Below are 17,225 nucleotides of genomic sequence, written 5' to 3' on the forward strand. Positions count from 1 at the left end.
CGCACTCATTTGCGGGCCGGTCCGCCGTCTATAACGTCCAGCATCGCGCCGCGTTCACCGACGATGCGCAGTTCCGGCCGGTACATGTCCTCGACGAAGGTGCCGGGCACCGTATAGCGGCCCGGGGTGACGACCCGCACCATGTACACGAGGTTCATCGGCGCCGAATCGAGTTTCACCGCGGCGACGAAGCGGTCGTCGCGGTATTCGCGGTGCTTCACCCGGTTGTCCATCAGCGTGTCCATCACGCGCAGCGACTGGCCGCCCGGCAGTTGCAGCGTGAATTCGGTCGCCTGCGGTCCCTGCGACAGGTTCTGATTCTCTATTTCCAGACCGGCCGGCAGGCGGTCGACCAGCAGCGCGTCGTCGGCGCGTCGGGTCGGCCTGACCTCGACCCGCACCAGCATCAGCTCGCCCACCTTCAGCGCGCGGCCGCTCCAGGGACGGCCGTCGGCCTCGAACAGCGTGCGCTGCGCTGTGCCCAGTCCGTTGTCGACCGGCGGCGCGATCTTCGGATAGCCGGCGCCTTCGATCTCGACATAGAGCGGCGCGTCGCCGGTGTTGCTGATCGCCGCGCCCTTGCGCGCCGCCGCCGCGTCGACGGGGAGCAGCGCGGGCTTGTCGCCCTTGAAGTCACCACCGCCTTCCACCGCGGCCGACCACGGTTTGCCTGCGCCCAGACCGGCGGCGCGGCCTGCCATCACCAGCGAGATCTGCTCCTGCGTGGACAGCCAGCGCCGCTTCGCGGTGTCGTTCGACAGCTCGAACAGCAGGTTGGCGGCGCGGTCGAGCTTCACCTCGTGGCGGGCGAGCAGCGCGTACAGCGTGGCGCGGTCGCGCAGCGGACTGCCGTAGTCGCCCAGCCACTCGTACTCGGCGTCGTTGCCGCGCAGTCCGTAGGGCTTGGTCAGCGCTTCGTCGAGCGCGACGCGCGAACGTGCCTCGTCGCCCATCAGCTTCAGCGCCAGACCAAGGTGGGCCAGCGCCAGCGGCGACTTCGCCAGTTGCCGATGCTCGTCGTGCAGCAGACGCAGCGTGGCCAGCGGCGCGCGCTGTTCGCGCGCCAGCACATAGCCGAGGTGGGCCGCGTTAGCGAAGCGCAGGTGGGCACCGCGCACGAGGTCCATCTGGCCGGGCTGGTTGCCTGCTTGCGCCGGCAGCCGCGGCATCTGCGACGGCGCGAGCTGGAACTCCTTCAGCATCCAGTCGCCCAGTTTCTTCTGGAAGGCCTCGGGCACGGTGAAACCGCCCGCCTTGGCGTCGATCAGGAAACCGGCGACATAGGCGCTGATCCAGTATTCGTACTCGCCGCCACCCCACATCGTCATGCCGCCCGACGCGCCCTGCATGCCGGCCAGCCGGCCGATGGCGCCCTCGACCATGGTTGCGCGTTCCGCACGCGAGTACTGCTTCAGGCCCAGTTCCTTCGCGTAAGCGTCGTCGATGATGACGTGCGGCCAGGCCGAACTGACCGTCTGTTCGGCGCAGCCATAGGGATAGCGCAGCAGGCCGCGCACGCTCTCGCGGATGTTCAGCGGCGGGCTGGACGAGGCGCTGACGTTCAGCGTCGCCGATGCCGGCCAGAATCTATCGAGCAGCGCGGCGTCGATGGCCTGGCGCGCGCCCGGCTCGACCTTCATGCGCAGCACGCTGCGTTCGAGTGCGACCGGCGGCGTCACCTGCAGCGCGGCTTCGCGCTCGATGTGGATGGGCTTGGCACCGCCATTGGCGTCGAGCACCAGCTTCAGCCGCGCCAGCCCTTCCGCCTCGACCGCCTCGGCGTCGAAACGCAGCGTCTCCCGCTGCTTCGGCACCAGCGTCAGCGTGCGCGCGCCGTCGGCGATGCGCGCAGGCGACTCAGCCGACAGCGTGAGGCGGATCTGCTGCGGTGACTCGGTCAGATTGGTCACTTCGAGCGCGACCTTCGCGCTGTCGCCCGGCGCGATGAAGCGCGGCGTCGACAGTTCGGCGACGATGGGTGCCGCCACAGTCAGTTCGCGCTCGCCGTGTCCGTAGCGCTCGGGGGTCGAGGCGACCGCCATCAGGCGCAGGCTGCCGTTGAAGTCCGGCAGCGTCAGCGTGATCGTCGCCTCGCCCTTGTCGTCGAGCTTCACCGGGCCGGAGAACAGATCGACCAGCTTCACCTTCTTCGGCATGCTCTGCGAGTCGCGCATGCCGGCGTCGCCGCCCCACTTCAGCTTGCCGCGCGAGCCATCCATCTTCTCGATCAGCCGGCCGTAGATGTCGAGCAGGTCAGGCGCGTAGCGCTGCTTGCCGAAGAAGTAGCCGTGCGGGTCGGGCGTGGCGAACTTCGTGATGTTGAGGATGCCCTGGTCCACCGCCGACAGCGTCACCCAGGCCGCCTGCCCGGTCGCGCCATCGACCTTCACCTTCACCGTGGTTTTCGTTTCCGGCTCGACCTTGGCCGGCGCGTCCAGCGCCACCTTGAGCCGGCGGTCCTCGCGCGCGAGCGGGATGTGCGCGAGCCCGAGCGCGCGCGCCGGCGTGACGCGGCTGCCTTCGCTGCCCGGCCGGAAGGCCAGCACCGACACGTAGAGGTCGTGGCGGTTCCAGCTCTTGTCCAGCGGCAGCTCGATGGTGGTGTCGGCGGCACTCACCTTGACCCGCTTGGCCCACAGCACGCGATCGCCTTCGATCAGCACCAGCGCCTCGCCGTCGTGCGGCGGCGTCAGGTGAGCCTTCACCGTGTCGCCCGCCTTGTAGGGCGCGCCTTCGAGGCGCACCTGCACGCGGTCCGGCCGGTTGCCGAGCGCCTCGTTGTCCTGCGCGCCCCGGCCGGCGTAGAAGCGGTAGCGCATCGTGAGCTTGGTCTGCGGGTCGTCGATCTCCAGCCGGTAGCGCCCCCAGGAGACCGGGAAGCCGAGCTTGGTCTGCGTCTTCAGCGCGACGCTGCGGCTGTCGATCAGCTCGTCGTTCTCGCTGAAGCCGGAATGCCAGCCGCGCTGGTCATCGAAGCGCCAGTAGTACTGACGCTCTTCCCTGAACAGCCGCACATTGGCCTTGTCGATCGGCGCAAAGGCGGCATCAGGCAGGAAGCGGCCGACCTCGAATTCGGCCAGCGCCGATTCGCGCGCGACGTCGCCGTCGAACAGCGGACGCACCGCGATCAGCGCCGGCGCTGGCCACCACGCACGCTCGATCGAACGTACGACCGGGCGACCTGCCGATTCGAGCAGGCTCAGGCTGACGCGAAGCTGCAGCGGCGAGCGCGCGGTGCCCGGGTCATAAGGCACTTCGATGGTCGCGGCGCCGCTGTCGTCGAGCGCCGTTTCTTCCAGCTCGCGCCGGCCCTTCAGCGCGTCGTCGGCAAAGTCGCCGAAGATGAAGCCCGGCTTCTTCTGCGCCAAGGCGAAACGCTGGCGCTCGGTGGCGAGCGCGCCGAGCAGGCGGTTGCCGGAGGCCGGCGCGCCGAACAGGTAGTCGCCCTGCACGCCAATGTCGAAGGGTGCGCCTTCGGTCAGCACGCGCTCGTCGGACTTCAGCGCGAGCTTCATCCGCTCGGGCAGGAATTCCTCGACCTTGAAACGCATGACGGCGTCGGGCCGCTTCGCCGCCGGGTCGGCGCGCAGTTCCAGCGTCCAGGCGCCGGTCTGCGCGTCGGCGGGTATCGCCAGCGGCTGCCGGTAGTAGCCCGGCTGTTCGCCCGAACTTTTCCAGACGCGCTGGCTCACGGTGCGGCCGTCCGGCCGCTTCAGCACCGCGGTGAGCGGCAGCGGCTCGATCGCGCGGCCGTCGGCGTCGCGCGCCAGTACCGACACGTCGAAAGTCTCGCCCGGCCGGTAGAGGTCGCGGCCACTGTATGCGAACAGCTTGGTACTGGTCGGCAACAGACCGGAGGTGTCGAATTCCGACAGATCGAGCGCCGCCTCGGCCAGCGACACGACCGACAGTTCGCGTCCGCGTCGCGCGATCACCAGCCGCGCATCGGCCGGTGCTGCCTCGAAGCTGGCCCGACCGTCGCCGTCGCCCTTCACCGTGGCCACGCGCTTGCCGTCGCCGTCGAGCAGTTCGAATTCGACGCCGTCGAGCGCCGTACCCGACTTCAGCGACGTGGCGAAGGCGTCGATGCGGCCGCCGTTGCGGTGCAGGTGCAGGCCGATGTCGCTGACGTAGAAATAGGTGGTCTGGTAGTCGCCGGCGAAGCTGCCAGGGGCGCTCATGACGGCGATGTAGACGCCGGGCTCCTTCAGTTCCTTGATGTTCTCGACCGGCAGGAAGCTCACGTGCCGGCGGTCCTTCTTGTCGTCGGTCAGGAAGCGGCCGAGATAGACGCTCTTCGACAGGTCCTTCAGCCGGTCGAGATACCAGCCCGAGGTGCGACCGCGCAGATCTACCGTTCCGCCGTCGTAGTACTCCTCGTCGTAATAGCCGGGCTCACCCTCTTCCGCCGTCTCGTTGCGGCGGATGCCATACACCTTGTCGAGGAAAGCCGGCAGCTGCGCCGGTTCGACGCGCAGGAACTGCACGTCGACCTCGGGCGTATTGACGGTGACCACCGGCAGGCCGCCGTTCTGGCCGGCCGGCAGCACGGTGCCGCGGCTGGCGAAGAAGTGCGCCGGCGGCATGTCTTCGACCATGGTTTCACACTGGTGCGCGCCGGCCAGCTGATCGCCGGAACGCGCTGCCACGCCGGTGGCGATGTCGATGCGGTAGCGACGCTTGGGCAGCACACCTGAAAAGAAGGCGACGCGCGGGTTGTCACCGACGCGCCAGTGGCCGGCGACCTTGTCGGCCGCATCGCGGCCAGCGTCGGCTTCGCCGAGGTCGGTCACCTTCATCAGGTCGTTCAGCGTCTGCCGTGTGGCGAGCGGCCGGCTGAAGGTAACGGCCAGCACCGGGCCCTCGTCGCGGCTGCGCGCAGTGCAGTTCATCACGGCGAAGGGTGTGCCCGGATCGTCGCCGATCGCCGCCACACTTGCCTCGGGCGCTCGCCCGAACTGCCACCATGCGCCGGCCGAAACAGCCACCACAACCGCTGCCGCCAACCATCCGACCACCTTCCCGTTCGCCATCGCGGACCGCCCGTATGTCATGACGCGTCGGATTATCCTCGCTGAAGGGGTGTAATGGCGGACGAATGCGCAACACCGGCGTCGTTCTCCACACTGCGGCGGCGCCGACCTTCCCGGAACCGGCGCCGCTATCGCGAGCAAGCTCGCTCCCACAGGAATTCGTCTTCGGCAACGAATCGGGCGTGCTTGTCTGTGGGAGCGAGCTTGCTCGCGATGGCAGTTGAGACCGAAGCGCCCGCCCCTCGTCCGGGAACGAGGTCCGACGCGCATCTGTCCATGCGTGGACGCGCCCGGTGCTCGCCGCTATGCTGCGCGGCCTGACGAATCAACGCCTTACCGCCATGCCCACGATAGAACTCCGCGGCGACCGCCTCGCTGGCGCGGCCACGCTGCGCAGCACGCTCGCCGACCTGCTCGACCGCCTGTACGCACGCGACAGCGCGCTCGATGCATCACACCTGAAGGCACTGGTGGTGACCGACGACATCGCCACACCCGCGCAGGGGCAGACCGAAGCACCGCCGCTGGCGCGCGAGGATGCTGTGGACGGCTGCACGATCACACTGGCTGCGCCCTATGTGGAACAGACGCTGGGCGGCGACGCCGACCAGTTGCTGCAGCTGGTGCATCTGCTGCACCGCGAACTGTGGCGCGGCCAACTGACGCTCGACCCGGTCGCCGCGGCACCGGCCGACGCGCTGGCGGCGCAGTTCGCGCCCATCGTCACCCGCATGTTCGACGAATACCGCGCCAACCGTGCCAGCGCGTGGTCGCTGCCGGCCACGGCCGACCTGCTGCTGCCGCATCTGCTCGGCCTGCTGGAAGAACTGCCGGCTGCCTGCGAACGGGCGCTGGCCGACTACCGGCTCGACGGCAATCTCGACGCGCTAGCCGGCATTTCGATGGCGCGACTGGCGCTGCTGATGCAGACCACCGCCTTCAGCCTCGGTTACCTGGCCGGTCTCGGTCGCAGCGTGGCCGATATCGCGCCCGAACTGAAGGCCGGCATCGACGCCTCGCTGCTCGGTCGCGAATGGCCGCGCATCGCCGCGCTGCTGGCCGGCGCCAACGCGAGCGAAGGCGAGGCGCGCACGCTGCAGCTGGACATGCTGCGCACGCGGGTGGTCGCTGTGCTGGGCGCCATGGGGTTGGCCGCCCGCTTGGGCGAAGACGGTGCCGTCTGGATGGACGTCGCCGACGCGTCAGCCGAAGCCACCGCCGCCGCGGTGGCGCGCATGGGCACGTTGCACTGATCGTTGGCGCTGCGCGCTCGCGCAGCAGGGTCACAGCCCCCGCCCGTATCGCTGCGGACGGCATCTCCAGCCCTCGCCACGCACCATCCACCGCTGCCGTCGCGGCCTGAAGACCGCTCCTGCGGCTGCTTGAGCGCACACGCTGTGGGAGCGACCTCTGGTCGCGATGCGGCCTCTGCAGACAAACGGCTTCGGTCCCGCGCTGCGGATCATCGCCGGACCATCCGTCGGCGACATGAAAACGTCAAGTCCGCATCAACTGGTTGCAACCCGCATCGATCAGGCTTCGCACGCGGCAAGGAAGCAGATCACGGCACAGGATCTCTTTGCCGAAGTTTGCACTCCGGTCACCGATACACGAGGCGCCTCCCCATGTCTCCCCGCACCCTGCACGACGCCGCGAACGACGCGCTCTTCCGCCCCTTCCCGCTGCTGCGCCCGCGACCGCGGTTGCACGCCGTCGCACCGCCGGCGCTGCAACTTGCGGCTGCGCTGCCAGCCGCCATCGAATTCACGATTGCGGCCGATGCGGCAGACCTGGCGGCGGCCGAGGCGCTGGTCGTACGCTGCTACGGCTGGCGTGGCTATGGCGTCGAGCAGCGCGACGCCCGGCAGGGTGAAACGACCTTGCTGGCGCGGCTGGATGGCGAAGTGGTCGGTACGCTGACCGTGCGCTGCGGCACGCGGCTGCGTCTGCAGGCGGAAGCGGGCTATGCCGAACATGTGGGCGAACTGCGCCGGCAGGGGCGCCGTCTGGTCGAATACACCCGCTTCGCCGTAGACCGCGAGCGGGCGCTGCCGGACGATCTCGCACCGCAACTGATGCGCCGCGCGCTGCTGCTGGGGCATGTCGCACTCGGCGCCACCGACTGCGTAATCGAGGTCAACCCGCGCCACGCGCGCTACTACCGCCGCGAGTTCGGCTTCCGCGAATGCGGGCCGGAACGTACCTGCGAACGCGTCGGCGCGCCCGCCCGCCTGCTGCATCTGGACATGGTCGTGCCGCCGGCCTGCCTCGCGCACGACCCGCGAACCCCGCTGCACTGAATGAAACCGTTCGCCGCTGCTCAGCGGCCGCTGCTGCCCGGCGCCGGCACCTGTTCGGCCGACACCGCCTCGCCCTGCACCGCGCGGATGCCCAGCGCGTACAGCCCGGTCAGCGTTTCCGCGTGCTCGACCGCCACCGCCATCGGTGTGATCGACAGCGCGGACGCAATGCCGGCCAGCGAACTCACATACGCACCGGAATCCGGGTTCAGCAGCGCTTCGCGCGTCAGCGTGACCGAGAACTTCACATGTGCGGGACGCAGGCGGCGCAGCAGCGTCAATGCATTCGCGTGCAGGCCGAAGTGCTTGATGCCCAGCGCCAGACCGTTGGCCTGCGCCTGATGGGCAAAGGCCTCGGCGGCGTCCGGATCGCCGAGCAGAGCCGACTCGGGAAATTCGAGCACCAGCGTGCCGACGCGCGCATCGTGCCGGTAGCCGCGCAGCCAGCGCTGGATGTCGGGGTCGGTCAGCGTCGCTGCACCGACATTGACCACGGTGGCAATGCCGTCGCGACGCGCTTTCGCGTGTTCCAGCGCACGCATCAGGCAGGCGCCGTCCAGCGCCGCCGACACGCGGGTTTCGCTGGCGTAGGCGATGTATTCGGCGGCGCGGATCAGACGCTGGCCGTCGTCCAGCGCGGCGCGCAGTTCGACGTGCAGCGGCGCACCGATGTGTTCGCCATCGAGCGCCCGTGTGGTCTGTTCGGCAAAGGCGATGCGCCCGGCGCCGATCAGTTCGCGCACCAGGGTGCGCAGGCTGCCGCCACCGGCTTCGCCGGCACGTGCGTGCGCCAGCACCGGCGCCGCACCGCTTTCGATGCGCCACTGATGCAGCGCGCGATCGGCCGCCGCCAGCCAGTTCGCAGCGTCGCCGTCACCGGCGCAGTCGGCCGCACCGGCGCGCCAGGCGTAGGCCTGACCCGCACCCGCAGCGGCGGCCAGGCTGTTGAGGCGCGCCAGCAGTGCTTTCAACGCGTCGTGCGTCGTGTATTCGTCGGCATCGAACAGCAGCGCGAAGCAGGCACCCTCGACGCGGCCGCACAGTTCGACCGCATCGATGGCCGCGATGAAGCCGGCCGATTCGGTCAGCAGGTCATCGACCGCCTCACGGCCGTACAGATGGTTCAGGTCCTCGAGCCCCTCGACGCGCAACAAAGCCAGCCAGCCGCTGCGCGTACCGGCTTCGATGCGCGCTTCGAGCGCGGCGCGGAAACCGCGACGGTTGGGCAGGCCGGTCAGTTCGTCCACCAGTGCCTGGTCGCGGAACTGCGCAGCGCGCCCGGCTTCGCTTTCGAGCGCGCCGGCCATGGCGGTGAGCATGCGGTTGAAAGCGCCGACCAGCGGCTGCAGTTCGACCGGCATGCGCGTTTCATCGATAGGCACGAACTTGCGCGATGCCGCCGCCACCGCCGAGCGCTGCACGCGGCGCAGCGGCCGCAGACCCCAGCGCAGCGCCATCAGGCCGAGCACGCTGGCCAGCGCCAGACCGCCGCCCATCCACAGCGCCAGCGTCTCGGCGATCGCCCACAACTGCAGTTGCGCCCAGTGCGGATGCGGTTCGACCACGACGCTGCCGGCAATGCGCCAGCCATGCATGATGTCGGCACTCTGCGCGCCGGCCGCCAGCGGCAGCAGGTCAGCGAACCATTGCGGCGCACCACCCGCCAGCCGGGCCGGCGCCTGCCGCGCGGCGATCACTGCGCCCTTGGCATCGCGCACCTCGATGCGGCGAAGGTAGCTCTGGTCGAACACCGGCTCGACCAGGCTTTCGGCGTTCTGCAACGCCGGTTCGCCGCCAGCGGTCAGCGCCACCGTCAGCGACAGCGCGATCGACTGTGCCTGGCTGGCCATCTGCGCCTCGACCCGGTCGCGCGACACCCACAGCGCGGTCGCCAGTGCGGCCGCGAAGGCGACAACACCGACGCCGAGCAGCGCGGCGAGCAGGCGCAGGCGCAGGCTGTTCATCCGCGCACCTCGGCCTCGACCCGGTCGAGCAGTTCGCGCCATTTGCGCAGCTGCTGCGGCGAGCCCAATTCGCGGTCACCGCCGCTCTGCACCTTCCACACGCGGTCGTCATTGAAGCTGTAGACCGGCGTCAGATCAGGCCGGTCACGCGCCGGCATGAAGCGCTTTTCGAGATTGTCGAGCACCCAGGGCTCGGCACCCGGCTCCGGGTAGTAGGCGAGCACCATGTGGTTTTCGAGGCGCCCCTGCCGCAGCAGCCGCACATAGGTGATGCGCAGCTTGTCGGCCGGCATGCCCAGTTCGCGCAGCGCGAAGTACTTGGCCAGCGAGTAGTCCTCGCAGTCGCCGGCGGCCAGCGCGGCGAATTCCACCGGCGTCGCCCAGTAGTCCTCCGCCTGCCAGAGTTGCGGGTCGGTCACGTAACGCGCGCGATTGGCGATCTGATTGATGCGCTCGACGCGGACCGCCTCGTCGGCGATGCGGCCGGCGGCATTCAGCGCCTCGGCCAGCTCGGCCATGCGCGGTCCGGCCTTGTCGCCGAAACGCGCCGTCATTTTCTGCTGCAGCTCAGTGCGCACGGTGAGCAGATAACCCTGGTAGGTGAACGCGGTCGCCTGCGCCGCCATGAAGACCAGCAGCAGGCAGGCAATCAGGCGCGAGCGGGACAGTACGGCAGTCAGGGCGGGCAACGGTGGCATGGCGACGGGGCAAAGGACAGTTCTCCTTTAACGGTCATGCCCTGCCCCGCCTTGATGCGGAGCGGGCGCTACCAGAACTGCCATTGTGCCGTGTGCACCACCCACAGGCCCAGCAGCAGATTGGTCAGCGCGTGCGAAACGATGGGCAGCCACAGGCGACCGCTCGCCCGGTAAAGCTGACCGTAGGCCAGACCGGCGACAATGCCGGCCGCCCACTGGCCGTGCTCGAAGCCGAAGGCGATCGAGCAGAACAGCATGCTGCGCAGCGTGACCGAACGCGCGGCCACGGCAAGGAAATCCGGAGAATCGAGCCAGCGCTGGACGAAAGAGCGCCAGAACAGTTCTTCCATGACGGGCACGACGGCGGCGGCACCGAATATGCGTATGACGACCATGGGCAGGATGAGTGCTCCGGTCTCGTCCAGTGGCTGGTAGCCCTTGCCCGGCGCGAAGGCGAAGGGCGAGAAGTCGAGCCATATCCAGATCGCCCAGACGACTGCGCCGGACACCAGCGCGGCGACCCAGCCCGCGGCGCCGGCCAGCGGTCCGGGCGGCGCTGCTTCGCGCAGTTCCACGTAGTCGCGCTGGAAGTACAGCAGAGCGGCGATGACGCAGGCGATCTGCAGCGCATACATCCAGCGCACGTCGATGCCCGCCAGCTCGGCCAGCGGCGCGGAGATGACGAGGAAGACGATGTAGAGGGCGAACGGAAGTACGCGTGCGAGCACTGCACGCCTGGATGCTGCGGAGGTCGGGCTCATCAGGGCCGTGGCGGGAAGGTCCGGAATGGCCGGATCATACGGCCGCCATGCGACATGGAAATGTCACCAACCGTTACAACGTCACCCGGGTGTCGACTGCGCCACGACCGGCGACCACACGGGCATCCATCCCGATTCGCCGGGCGCGGCCTGCCATGGCGGCGCCGGCTCGCAGCCGGGCATCCACAGCGCCTCGCGACCGACCGCAAGGATGGGGGCGCGATCGCGCAGCCAGGGCGGCAAACCGCATTCCTGCGCGATCTGCTTGATGCCGGCACGCGGGCGACCGGGACCGCGGCAAACGCGGTCCTTGGGCTGGCGGGCGCGTACCGTGAGCTGGCCCACCGGCAATGCGGATGGCGCAAACCCGCGCCCGATCACGGCTTCGAAACGCAGGCAGCCGGTACCCCAGGCGATGTCGGTTTCGCCCTGCCAGACGACGGCTGCCGGCGGTGGCTGATCGGGCATCAGCCACAGCAGGCCGCGATGACAGAGGCCGGCGACGCCGGCGTGTGCCACCGGACATTCGGCGCCCGGCTGCCAGGCGCGGATCTGGCGCAGCCATTCGTCCAGCCACGCTTCGGTCGGTGCCGTGCGAGCGCCGTGTACGCGCAGCAGGCGACGCAACAGGTTGCGGCTGCGCGCGTCGTCGAGCGCGCGCAGGCCGTCGATGGACCAGGCCGTGCCCCATTCTGTCGCCGTTGCCAGCCCTGCAGCGTCGGCGTCGGCCAGACCGTCGAGCAAGGTCTGCGCCTCGGCCAGCCGGCGCGCGACGCCGGACATCGTTTCGGCGGCACGCGGCCAGCGCGCGCTCAGCCGCGGCATCACCTCGCGCCGCAAGTAGTTGCGCGCGTAGCGGGTGTCAGCATTCGATTCGTCGTCTATCCAGGCGAGGCCGTGTTCGATCGCGCAGGCTTCGAGTGCCGCGCGCGCCAGACCGAGCAGAGGCCGCAACTGGGCCGGGCGCGCCGGAGTCGCCGGGCGCCACACCGGCATGCCGGCCAGACCGAGCAGGCCGGCGCCGCGCACCATGTTGTGCAGCAGGGTTTCCGCCTGGTCGTCGGCGTGATGCGCGGTCAGCAGTGCGTCGGCACCAAGGACCTGCGCCTGTGCGTTGAGCACCCGGTAACGGGCGTCGCGGGCGGCACATTCGAGTCCGTCCGGGCTGGCCGTGTCGACCTGCACCCTGTGCAACGAGAACGGAATGCCGAGCGCGGCCGCCTGCGCGGCGCAGTGATCGGCCCAGGCATCGGCATTCGGGCTCAGACCGTGGTGGACATGCGCGCACGCCAGCCGCCAGCGATGGACATCGCGGGCCGCCGCCAGTGCGTGCAACAGTACGGTTGAATCGAGCCCGCCGCTGAGGCCGATCAGCAGCTGAGCGCCGTCGGCCAGATGCGCCGCCGTATTGGCGGCGATACGGGCGTAAAGATCAGGCGACCGCCTGCTCCTTGAACTTTCCATAGGACATGACGCGCTCGAAACGGCGCTCGACCAGCTGGGTGGGGGTCAGGTCGGCCAGCTGACGCAGCGATTCGGCCAGCGCGCGCTTCAGCGATGCCGCCACGGCCGCGTGATCGCGGTGGGCGCCGCCCGCCGGTTCGTTCACGACCTTGTCGATCAGGCCCAGCGTCTTCAGGCGCGACGCGGTGATGCCCATGATCTCGGCTGCATCGGCCGCCTTGTCGGCGCTCTTCCACAGGATGGAGGCACAGCCCTCGGGCGAGATGACCGAGTAGGTGGAGTACTGCAGCATCATCAGCGTGTCGGCCACGGCGATCGCCAGTGCGCCGCCGGAACCGCCCTCACCGATGATGGTGGACACGATGGGCACGCGCAGTTCGGCCATCGCGTAGAGATTGTGGCCGATCGCCTCTGACTGGCCGCGTTCCTCGGCGTCGATGCCCGGATAGGCGCCCGGCGTGTCGACGAAGGTGAACACCGGAATGCCGAACTTTTCGGCCAGCTTCATCAGGCGCAGCGCCTTGCGGTAACCCTCGGGGCGCGGCATGCCGAAATTGCGGAGGATCTTTTCCTTCGTGTCGCGCCCCTTCTGGTGGCCGATCACCATGCAGGACTGGCCATTGAAGCGGGCGATGCCACCGACGATGGCGTGGTCGTCGGCGAAGGCGCGATCACCGTGCAGTTCCTGGAAATCGGAGAACATCAGGCGCAGGTAATCGAGCGTGTAAGGGCGCTGCGGATGGCGCGCCACCTGGGCGATCTGCCACGGCGTGAGCTTGGCGTAGATGTCCTTGGTCAGCGCCTGACTCTTGCCTTCGAGTCGCGTGATTTCCTCGGATATATCGACAGCGGAGTCATCCTGGACAAAGCGGAGCTCTTCGATCTTGGCTTCGAGCTCGGCGATCGGCTGTTCGAAATCGAGAAAGGTTGTTTTCATCAGGCGGACCACAAACAAAGGTGCGCAATTCTAGCGCGTCGAGGGCGCGACGGCTCGTGCCGCGTGCAAGCGGCCGCGGCAGATAGATTGCGCTTATAAATCAATTAGATGAAAAGAAAAAACCGGCTTGCGCCGGTTTTTTTCCTACTTGATTCGCCGCAGATGCGGTCGCGCCGCCGGCTTTTCCGGTGTCGTCAGCACCGGATGCTCGACCCGGTCGGTGACCGGGTTGGGCGCCAGATCGGCACGCACCGGCTGGCCCGGCGTCACTTCGAACGCCATGCCATGGCCGTTTTCGCGCGCGTAGATCGCGGCGACGCACTCGACCGGAATCGTCAGTTCCTGCGCCACGCCGCCGAAGCGGGCGGAACAGGTGATGAGCTCGTTGCCCATCACCAGCTGGTGCACCGCCTCGCGACCGATGTTCAGGATGATCTGGCCGTCCTTCACATACTGGCGAGGCACGCCGGCGCGGTCGTCGACAACGACCGCGATGTACGGCGTCAGCCCCTGGTCGGCGCACCAGTCGAACAGTGCGCGCAACAGGTAGGGCTTGGTGGAAACGGAACTCATGACGTCCATGAAGACTTTCGCGCAGAGCCGACGCGGGTCAGCGACGCATCACCTTTTCGGACGGCGTGAGCGCATCGATGAACCCTTGACGGGAGAAGATGCGCTCAGCGTACTTCATCAGTGGTGCAGCAGACTTCGGCAGCTCGATACCGTAGTGGTCAAGGCGCCATAGTAACGGAGCGATGGCCACGTCAAGCATGGAAAATTCCTCGCCCAGCATGTACTTCTGCTTGGCGAAGATCGCCGTCAGCTCGGTCAGGCGGTCGCGCAGGTGGGTGCGCGACTTGTCGGCCGTGCGTGCGTTCTTCTCGAGTGCCTCGATGTGCGAGAACAACTCGTTTTCGACCGTATGCAGCAACTGGCGTGCCCGCGCGCGCATGATCGGATCCGGCGGCATCAGCTGCGGATGCGGAAAGCGCTCGTCGATGTACTCGTTGATGATGTTCGAGTCATACAGGATGAGATCGCGATCGACCAGAACCGGCACGCGGTTATAGGGATTGATGACCGCGATGTCTTCCGGCTTGTTGTAGAGGTCGACATCGATGACCTGGAAATCCATGCCCTTTTCGTAGAGCACGATCCGGCAACGATGGGAAAAGGGATCGGTAGTCCCCGAGTACAGATTCATCATGGTGTTAACACCCCAGGAGTACTCGGCATCCCTCACCACGCGTCTGACGCGTGATGAGGTCGCTTCGCGATGACCGAGAGCTTGCATGACTTTCGGGCGTATTGATTAGTGAATGTCTTTCCAGAATTCGCGCTTGAGCAGATAGCTCAGAACGAGAAGAACGGAAAGACCGATGATGACCAGAAGACCGGTCTGACGGCGCTTCTCAGCGCCCGGTTCGCCCATATAGACCAGATAGGCGACGAGATCGCCGACCATCGAGTCGTATTCGGACTTGCTCATCTTGCCCGGCTTGGTGAGCTCGAGCTGAATGACTTCCTTCTCGCCACCGTGACCGTCAGCCACCTTGACGTGCTTGGCCGTCTGCTCGCCCTGCAGTTCGTACAGGACGTGCGGCATGCCGACGTTGGCAAAGGTGGTGTTGTTCCAGCCGGTCGGACGGTTCTCGTCGCGATAGAAGCTGCGCAGATAGGTATAGAGCCAGTCTGCACCGCTGCCGTCGGCCGAGGCGCGCGAGCGCGCAATCACGGTGAGGTCGGGCGGCGCTGCGCCGAACCACGCCTTGCCGTCATCGCGGGTCATGGCCACCTTCATCGTCTCACCGACCTTGTCGGCGGCAAACAGAAGATTGTCCTTGATCTGCTCGTCGGTCAGGCCGACATCCTTCAGGCGGTTGTAGCGCATGTAGGACGCCGAATGGCAGTTCAGGCAGTAATTGACGAAAACCTGGGCGCCGCGCTGGATGGCGATGGCGTCACGGAATTTCTCGGTCGGCGCACGATCGAGGTGCACCGGTTCGGAACTGGCGATCGCCAGCAGGGGCGCGCACAGCGCGCCGAGAAACAGTTTTTTGAGTTGTTTCATGGTTCTCTGGCTCTCAGTGACCGGTCACGCGCGCGGGTTCGGGCTTGCACTTGTCGATCGCGGTGTACCAAGGCATCAGCGCGAAGAACAGGAAGTAGATGACCGTGCAGATCTGCGAAACCAGCGTGCCCATCGGCGTCGGTGCCTGCATGCCGAGGTAGCCCAGGATCAGGAAGGCGATCACGAACACCACCAGAGCCGACTTGAAGATCGGGCCCTTGTAGCGGATCGACTTGACCGGCGAACGGTCCAGCCAGGGCAGCGCGAAGAAGACCATGACCGACAGCCCCATGAAGATGACGCCCCACAGCTTTGCGTCGACCCAGAAGAAGTTGATCGTGTTGGCACGCAGGATCGAGTAGAACGGCGTGAAGTACCAGACCGGCGCGATGTGCGGCGGCGTCTTCATCGGGTCAGCCGGGATGAAGTTGTTGTACTCCAGGAAGTAGCCGCCGAACTCCGGACCGAAGAACACCACAGCCGAGAAGCAGATCAGGAAGACCACGACGCCGACGATGTCCTTCACCGTGTAGTACGGGTGGAAGGGGATGCCGTCCAGCGGGATGCCAGTCTTCGGGTCCTTGTTCTTCTTGATTTCGACGCCGTCCGGGTTGTTCGACCCGACTTCGTGCAGTGCGATGATGTGGGCGGCGACGAGGCCGATCAGCACCAGCGGCACGGCGATGACGTGGAAGGAGAAGAAGCGGTTCAGCGTCGCATCACCGATCACGAAGTCACCACGCAGCCAGGTCGACAGGTCGTTGCCGATCAGCGGGATGGCCGAGAACAGGTTGATGATGACCTGGGCGCCCCAGTACGACATCTGGCCCCAGGGCAGCAGGTAGCCCATGAAGGCTTCGGCCATCAGGCACAGGAAGATCAGGCAGCCGAAGATCCACACCAGCTCGCGCGGCTTGCGGTAGGAACCGTAAAGCAGGCCGCGGAACATGTGCATGTACACAACGACGAAGAAGGCCGAGGCGCCGGTCGAGTGCATGTAGCGGATGAGCCAGCCCCACGGCACGTCGCGCATGATGTACTCGACGCTGGCAAAGGCCACCGGCACGCCGGAGGCGTTCAGCGACGCATCCGGCTTGAAGTGCATGACCAGGAAGATGCCGGTCACGATCTGGATCACCAGCACGAGCAGCGCCAGCGAGCCGAAGAAGTACCAGAAGTTGAAATTTTTCGGTGCGTAGTACTCCGAAAGGTGTTCCTTCCAGAGCGATGTGAGCGGGAAGCGCTCGTCTATCCAGCCGAGCAGGCCGGTGGTGGTCACTACCTTTTCGCCAGCCATTCGATCAACCCTCCTTGGAATCCTGGCCGACCAGGATGCGCGAGTCAGACAGGAACATGTACGGCGGAACCTTCAGGTTGTCCGGGGCCGGCATGGCCTTGAACACGCGACCGGACAGGTCGAAGGTCGAACCGTGGCACGGACACACGAAGCCGGCGACGTCGCCGAGCTGCGCGTTGGAGCCCGACTCGAAGGGACCCGAGGGCGAACAGCCGAGGTGGGTACAGATGGCGACAACGACCAGCACGTCGGCGTGGTCTTCACGCGAGCGCTGCACGTTACGTGCGTATTCGGGGGTGAACTCGGACGGGTTGCGTTCCGACTTGGGGTCGGCCAGCTTGTCCTCGATCTTGGCCAGCGCTTCGAGCTGGGTCGGCGTACGGCGCATGATCCACACCGGCTTGCCTTGCCACTCGACGGTGGTCATTTCACCGGGAGCGAGTTTGGAGATGTCCACCTCGACCGGAGCGCCGGCCGCTTTCGCGCGCTCCGAGGGGGAAAGACTGGTGAGAAAAGGCACTGCCACCGCGAGCCCGGCCACACCGCCAGCACAGGCTGTTGCCACGAGCAGATTGCGCCGGCCGCAATCCGCTTTCCGTTCATTGCCACTCATGCTTTATCCCGTCTAGACAATTGATTCTGCACAACCTGCGATTATACCCTCAAGCGGTGCCCCGTTTAAAGCCCTGCTGCACTGCAA

13 protein-coding genes are annotated in these 17,225 nt (G+C 67.2%); 2 read left to right on the forward strand and 11 right to left on the reverse strand.

What is annotated here, in order from left to right:
• Window positions 1-5: 5 nt before the first annotated feature.
• A complete protein-coding gene (locus tag METFAM1_RS0105705) occupies window positions 6-4,988 on the reverse strand; it encodes an alpha-2-macroglobulin family protein (RefSeq protein WP_232419659.1) in 4,983 nt (1,660 codons plus the stop codon).
• A 386-nt stretch (window positions 4,989-5,374) separates the two neighbouring features.
• Here METFAM1_RS0105705 and METFAM1_RS0105710 point away from each other — a divergent pair, with 386 nt between their 5' ends.
• Window positions 5,375-6,286 (forward strand): hypothetical protein, encoded by a 912-nt coding sequence (locus METFAM1_RS0105710; RefSeq protein WP_232419661.1) that lies wholly within the window; start codon window positions 5,375-5,377, stop codon window positions 6,284-6,286.
• Between the two features lie 372 nt (window positions 6,287-6,658).
• Window positions 6,659-7,333, forward strand: a complete 675-nt coding sequence (locus METFAM1_RS0105715; protein ID WP_024300501.1) for an N-acyl amino acid synthase FeeM domain-containing protein — start codon at window positions 6,659-6,661, stop codon at window positions 7,331-7,333.
• A gap of 20 nt (window positions 7,334-7,353) precedes the next feature.
• Here METFAM1_RS0105715 and METFAM1_RS0105720 read toward each other — a convergent pair whose 3' ends face one another.
• From METFAM1_RS0105720 to petA, 10 genes are all read right to left on the reverse strand, one after another.
• Window positions 7,354-9,297, reverse strand: a complete 1,944-nt coding sequence (locus tag METFAM1_RS0105720; RefSeq protein ID WP_019918642.1) for an EAL domain-containing protein — start codon at window positions 9,295-9,297, stop codon at window positions 7,354-7,356.
• Window positions 9,294-9,986: a transglutaminase-like cysteine peptidase gene (locus tag METFAM1_RS0105725; RefSeq protein ID WP_019918643.1), complete on the reverse strand. Its 693-nt coding sequence runs from the start codon at window positions 9,984-9,986 to the stop codon at window positions 9,294-9,296. Before METFAM1_RS0105725 ends, METFAM1_RS0105720 begins: the two co-directional genes overlap by 4 nt.
• A 77-nt stretch (window positions 9,987-10,063) precedes the next feature.
• Complete coding sequence (locus METFAM1_RS0105730; RefSeq protein WP_019918644.1) at window positions 10,064-10,723, reverse strand: CAAX prenyl protease-related protein; 660 nt, start codon at window positions 10,721-10,723, stop codon at window positions 10,064-10,066.
• A gap of 114 nt (window positions 10,724-10,837) precedes the next feature.
• A complete protein-coding gene (tilS, locus tag METFAM1_RS0105735) occupies window positions 10,838-12,220 on the reverse strand; it encodes a tRNA lysidine(34) synthetase TilS (RefSeq protein ID WP_019918645.1) in 1,383 nt (460 codons plus the stop codon).
• Window positions 12,189-13,157, reverse strand: coding sequence for an acetyl-CoA carboxylase carboxyltransferase subunit alpha (locus METFAM1_RS0105740; RefSeq protein WP_019918646.1), 969 nt, complete (start codon window positions 13,155-13,157; stop codon window positions 12,189-12,191). Before METFAM1_RS0105740 ends, tilS begins: the two co-directional genes overlap by 32 nt.
• Before the next feature lie 144 nt (window positions 13,158-13,301).
• A complete protein-coding gene (locus METFAM1_RS0105745) occupies window positions 13,302-13,739 on the reverse strand; it encodes a ClpXP protease specificity-enhancing factor (RefSeq protein WP_020164299.1) in 438 nt (145 codons plus the stop codon).
• Window positions 13,740-13,767: 28 nt separating this feature from the next.
• Complete coding sequence (locus METFAM1_RS0105750; protein ID WP_024300503.1) at window positions 13,768-14,364, reverse strand: glutathione S-transferase N-terminal domain-containing protein; 597 nt, start codon at window positions 14,362-14,364, stop codon at window positions 13,768-13,770.
• Between the two features lie 105 nt (window positions 14,365-14,469).
• Window positions 14,470-15,228 (reverse strand): cytochrome c1, encoded by a 759-nt coding sequence (locus tag METFAM1_RS0105755; RefSeq protein WP_019918649.1) that lies wholly within the window; start codon window positions 15,226-15,228, stop codon window positions 14,470-14,472.
• 13 nt (window positions 15,229-15,241) lie between these two features.
• Window positions 15,242-16,525: a cytochrome b gene (locus METFAM1_RS0105760; RefSeq protein ID WP_019918650.1), complete on the reverse strand. Its 1,284-nt coding sequence runs from the start codon at window positions 16,523-16,525 to the stop codon at window positions 15,242-15,244.
• 4 nt (window positions 16,526-16,529) lie between these two features.
• Window positions 16,530-17,138 carry a ubiquinol-cytochrome c reductase iron-sulfur subunit gene (gene petA, locus METFAM1_RS0105765; protein ID WP_024300504.1) on the reverse strand — a complete coding sequence of 203 codons (609 nt, stop codon included), beginning with the start codon at window positions 17,136-17,138 and terminating at the stop codon, window positions 16,530-16,532.
• Window positions 17,139-17,225: the final 87 nt, after the last annotated feature.

Source organism: Methyloversatilis discipulorum, assembly GCF_000527135.1.
GTDB classification, from domain to species: domain Bacteria; phylum Pseudomonadota; class Gammaproteobacteria; order Burkholderiales; family Rhodocyclaceae; genus Methyloversatilis; species Methyloversatilis discipulorum.

Coding starts and splice junctions, on each gene's coding strand:
- METFAM1_RS0105710 (WP_232419661.1), top strand. CDS start 5,375: ATGCCCACGATAGAACTCCGCGGCGACCGCCTCGCTGGCGCGGCCACG.
- METFAM1_RS0105715 (WP_024300501.1), top strand. CDS start 6,659: ATGTCTCCCCGCACCCTGCACGACGCCGCGAACGACGCGCTCTTCCGC.
- METFAM1_RS0105720 (WP_019918642.1), bottom strand. CDS start 9,297: ATGAACAGCCTGCGCCTGCGCCTGCTCGCCGCGCTGCTCGGCGTCGGT.
- tilS (WP_019918645.1), bottom strand. CDS start 12,220: ATGGAAAGTTCAAGGAGCAGGCGGTCGCCTGATCTTTACGCCCGTATC.
- METFAM1_RS0105740 (WP_019918646.1), bottom strand. CDS start 13,157: ATGAAAACAACCTTTCTCGATTTCGAACAGCCGATCGCCGAGCTCGAA.
- METFAM1_RS0105745 (WP_020164299.1), bottom strand. CDS start 13,739: ATGGACGTCATGAGTTCCGTTTCCACCAAGCCCTACCTGTTGCGCGCA.
- METFAM1_RS0105750 (WP_024300503.1), bottom strand. CDS start 14,364: ATGATGAATCTGTACTCGGGGACTACCGATCCCTTTTCCCATCGTTGC.
- METFAM1_RS0105755 (WP_019918649.1), bottom strand. CDS start 15,228: ATGAAACAACTCAAAAAACTGTTTCTCGGCGCGCTGTGCGCGCCCCTG.
- METFAM1_RS0105760 (WP_019918650.1), bottom strand. CDS start 16,525: ATGGCTGGCGAAAAGGTAGTGACCACCACCGGCCTGCTCGGCTGGATA.
- petA (WP_024300504.1), bottom strand. CDS start 17,138: ATGAGTGGCAATGAACGGAAAGCGGATTGCGGCCGGCGCAATCTGCTC.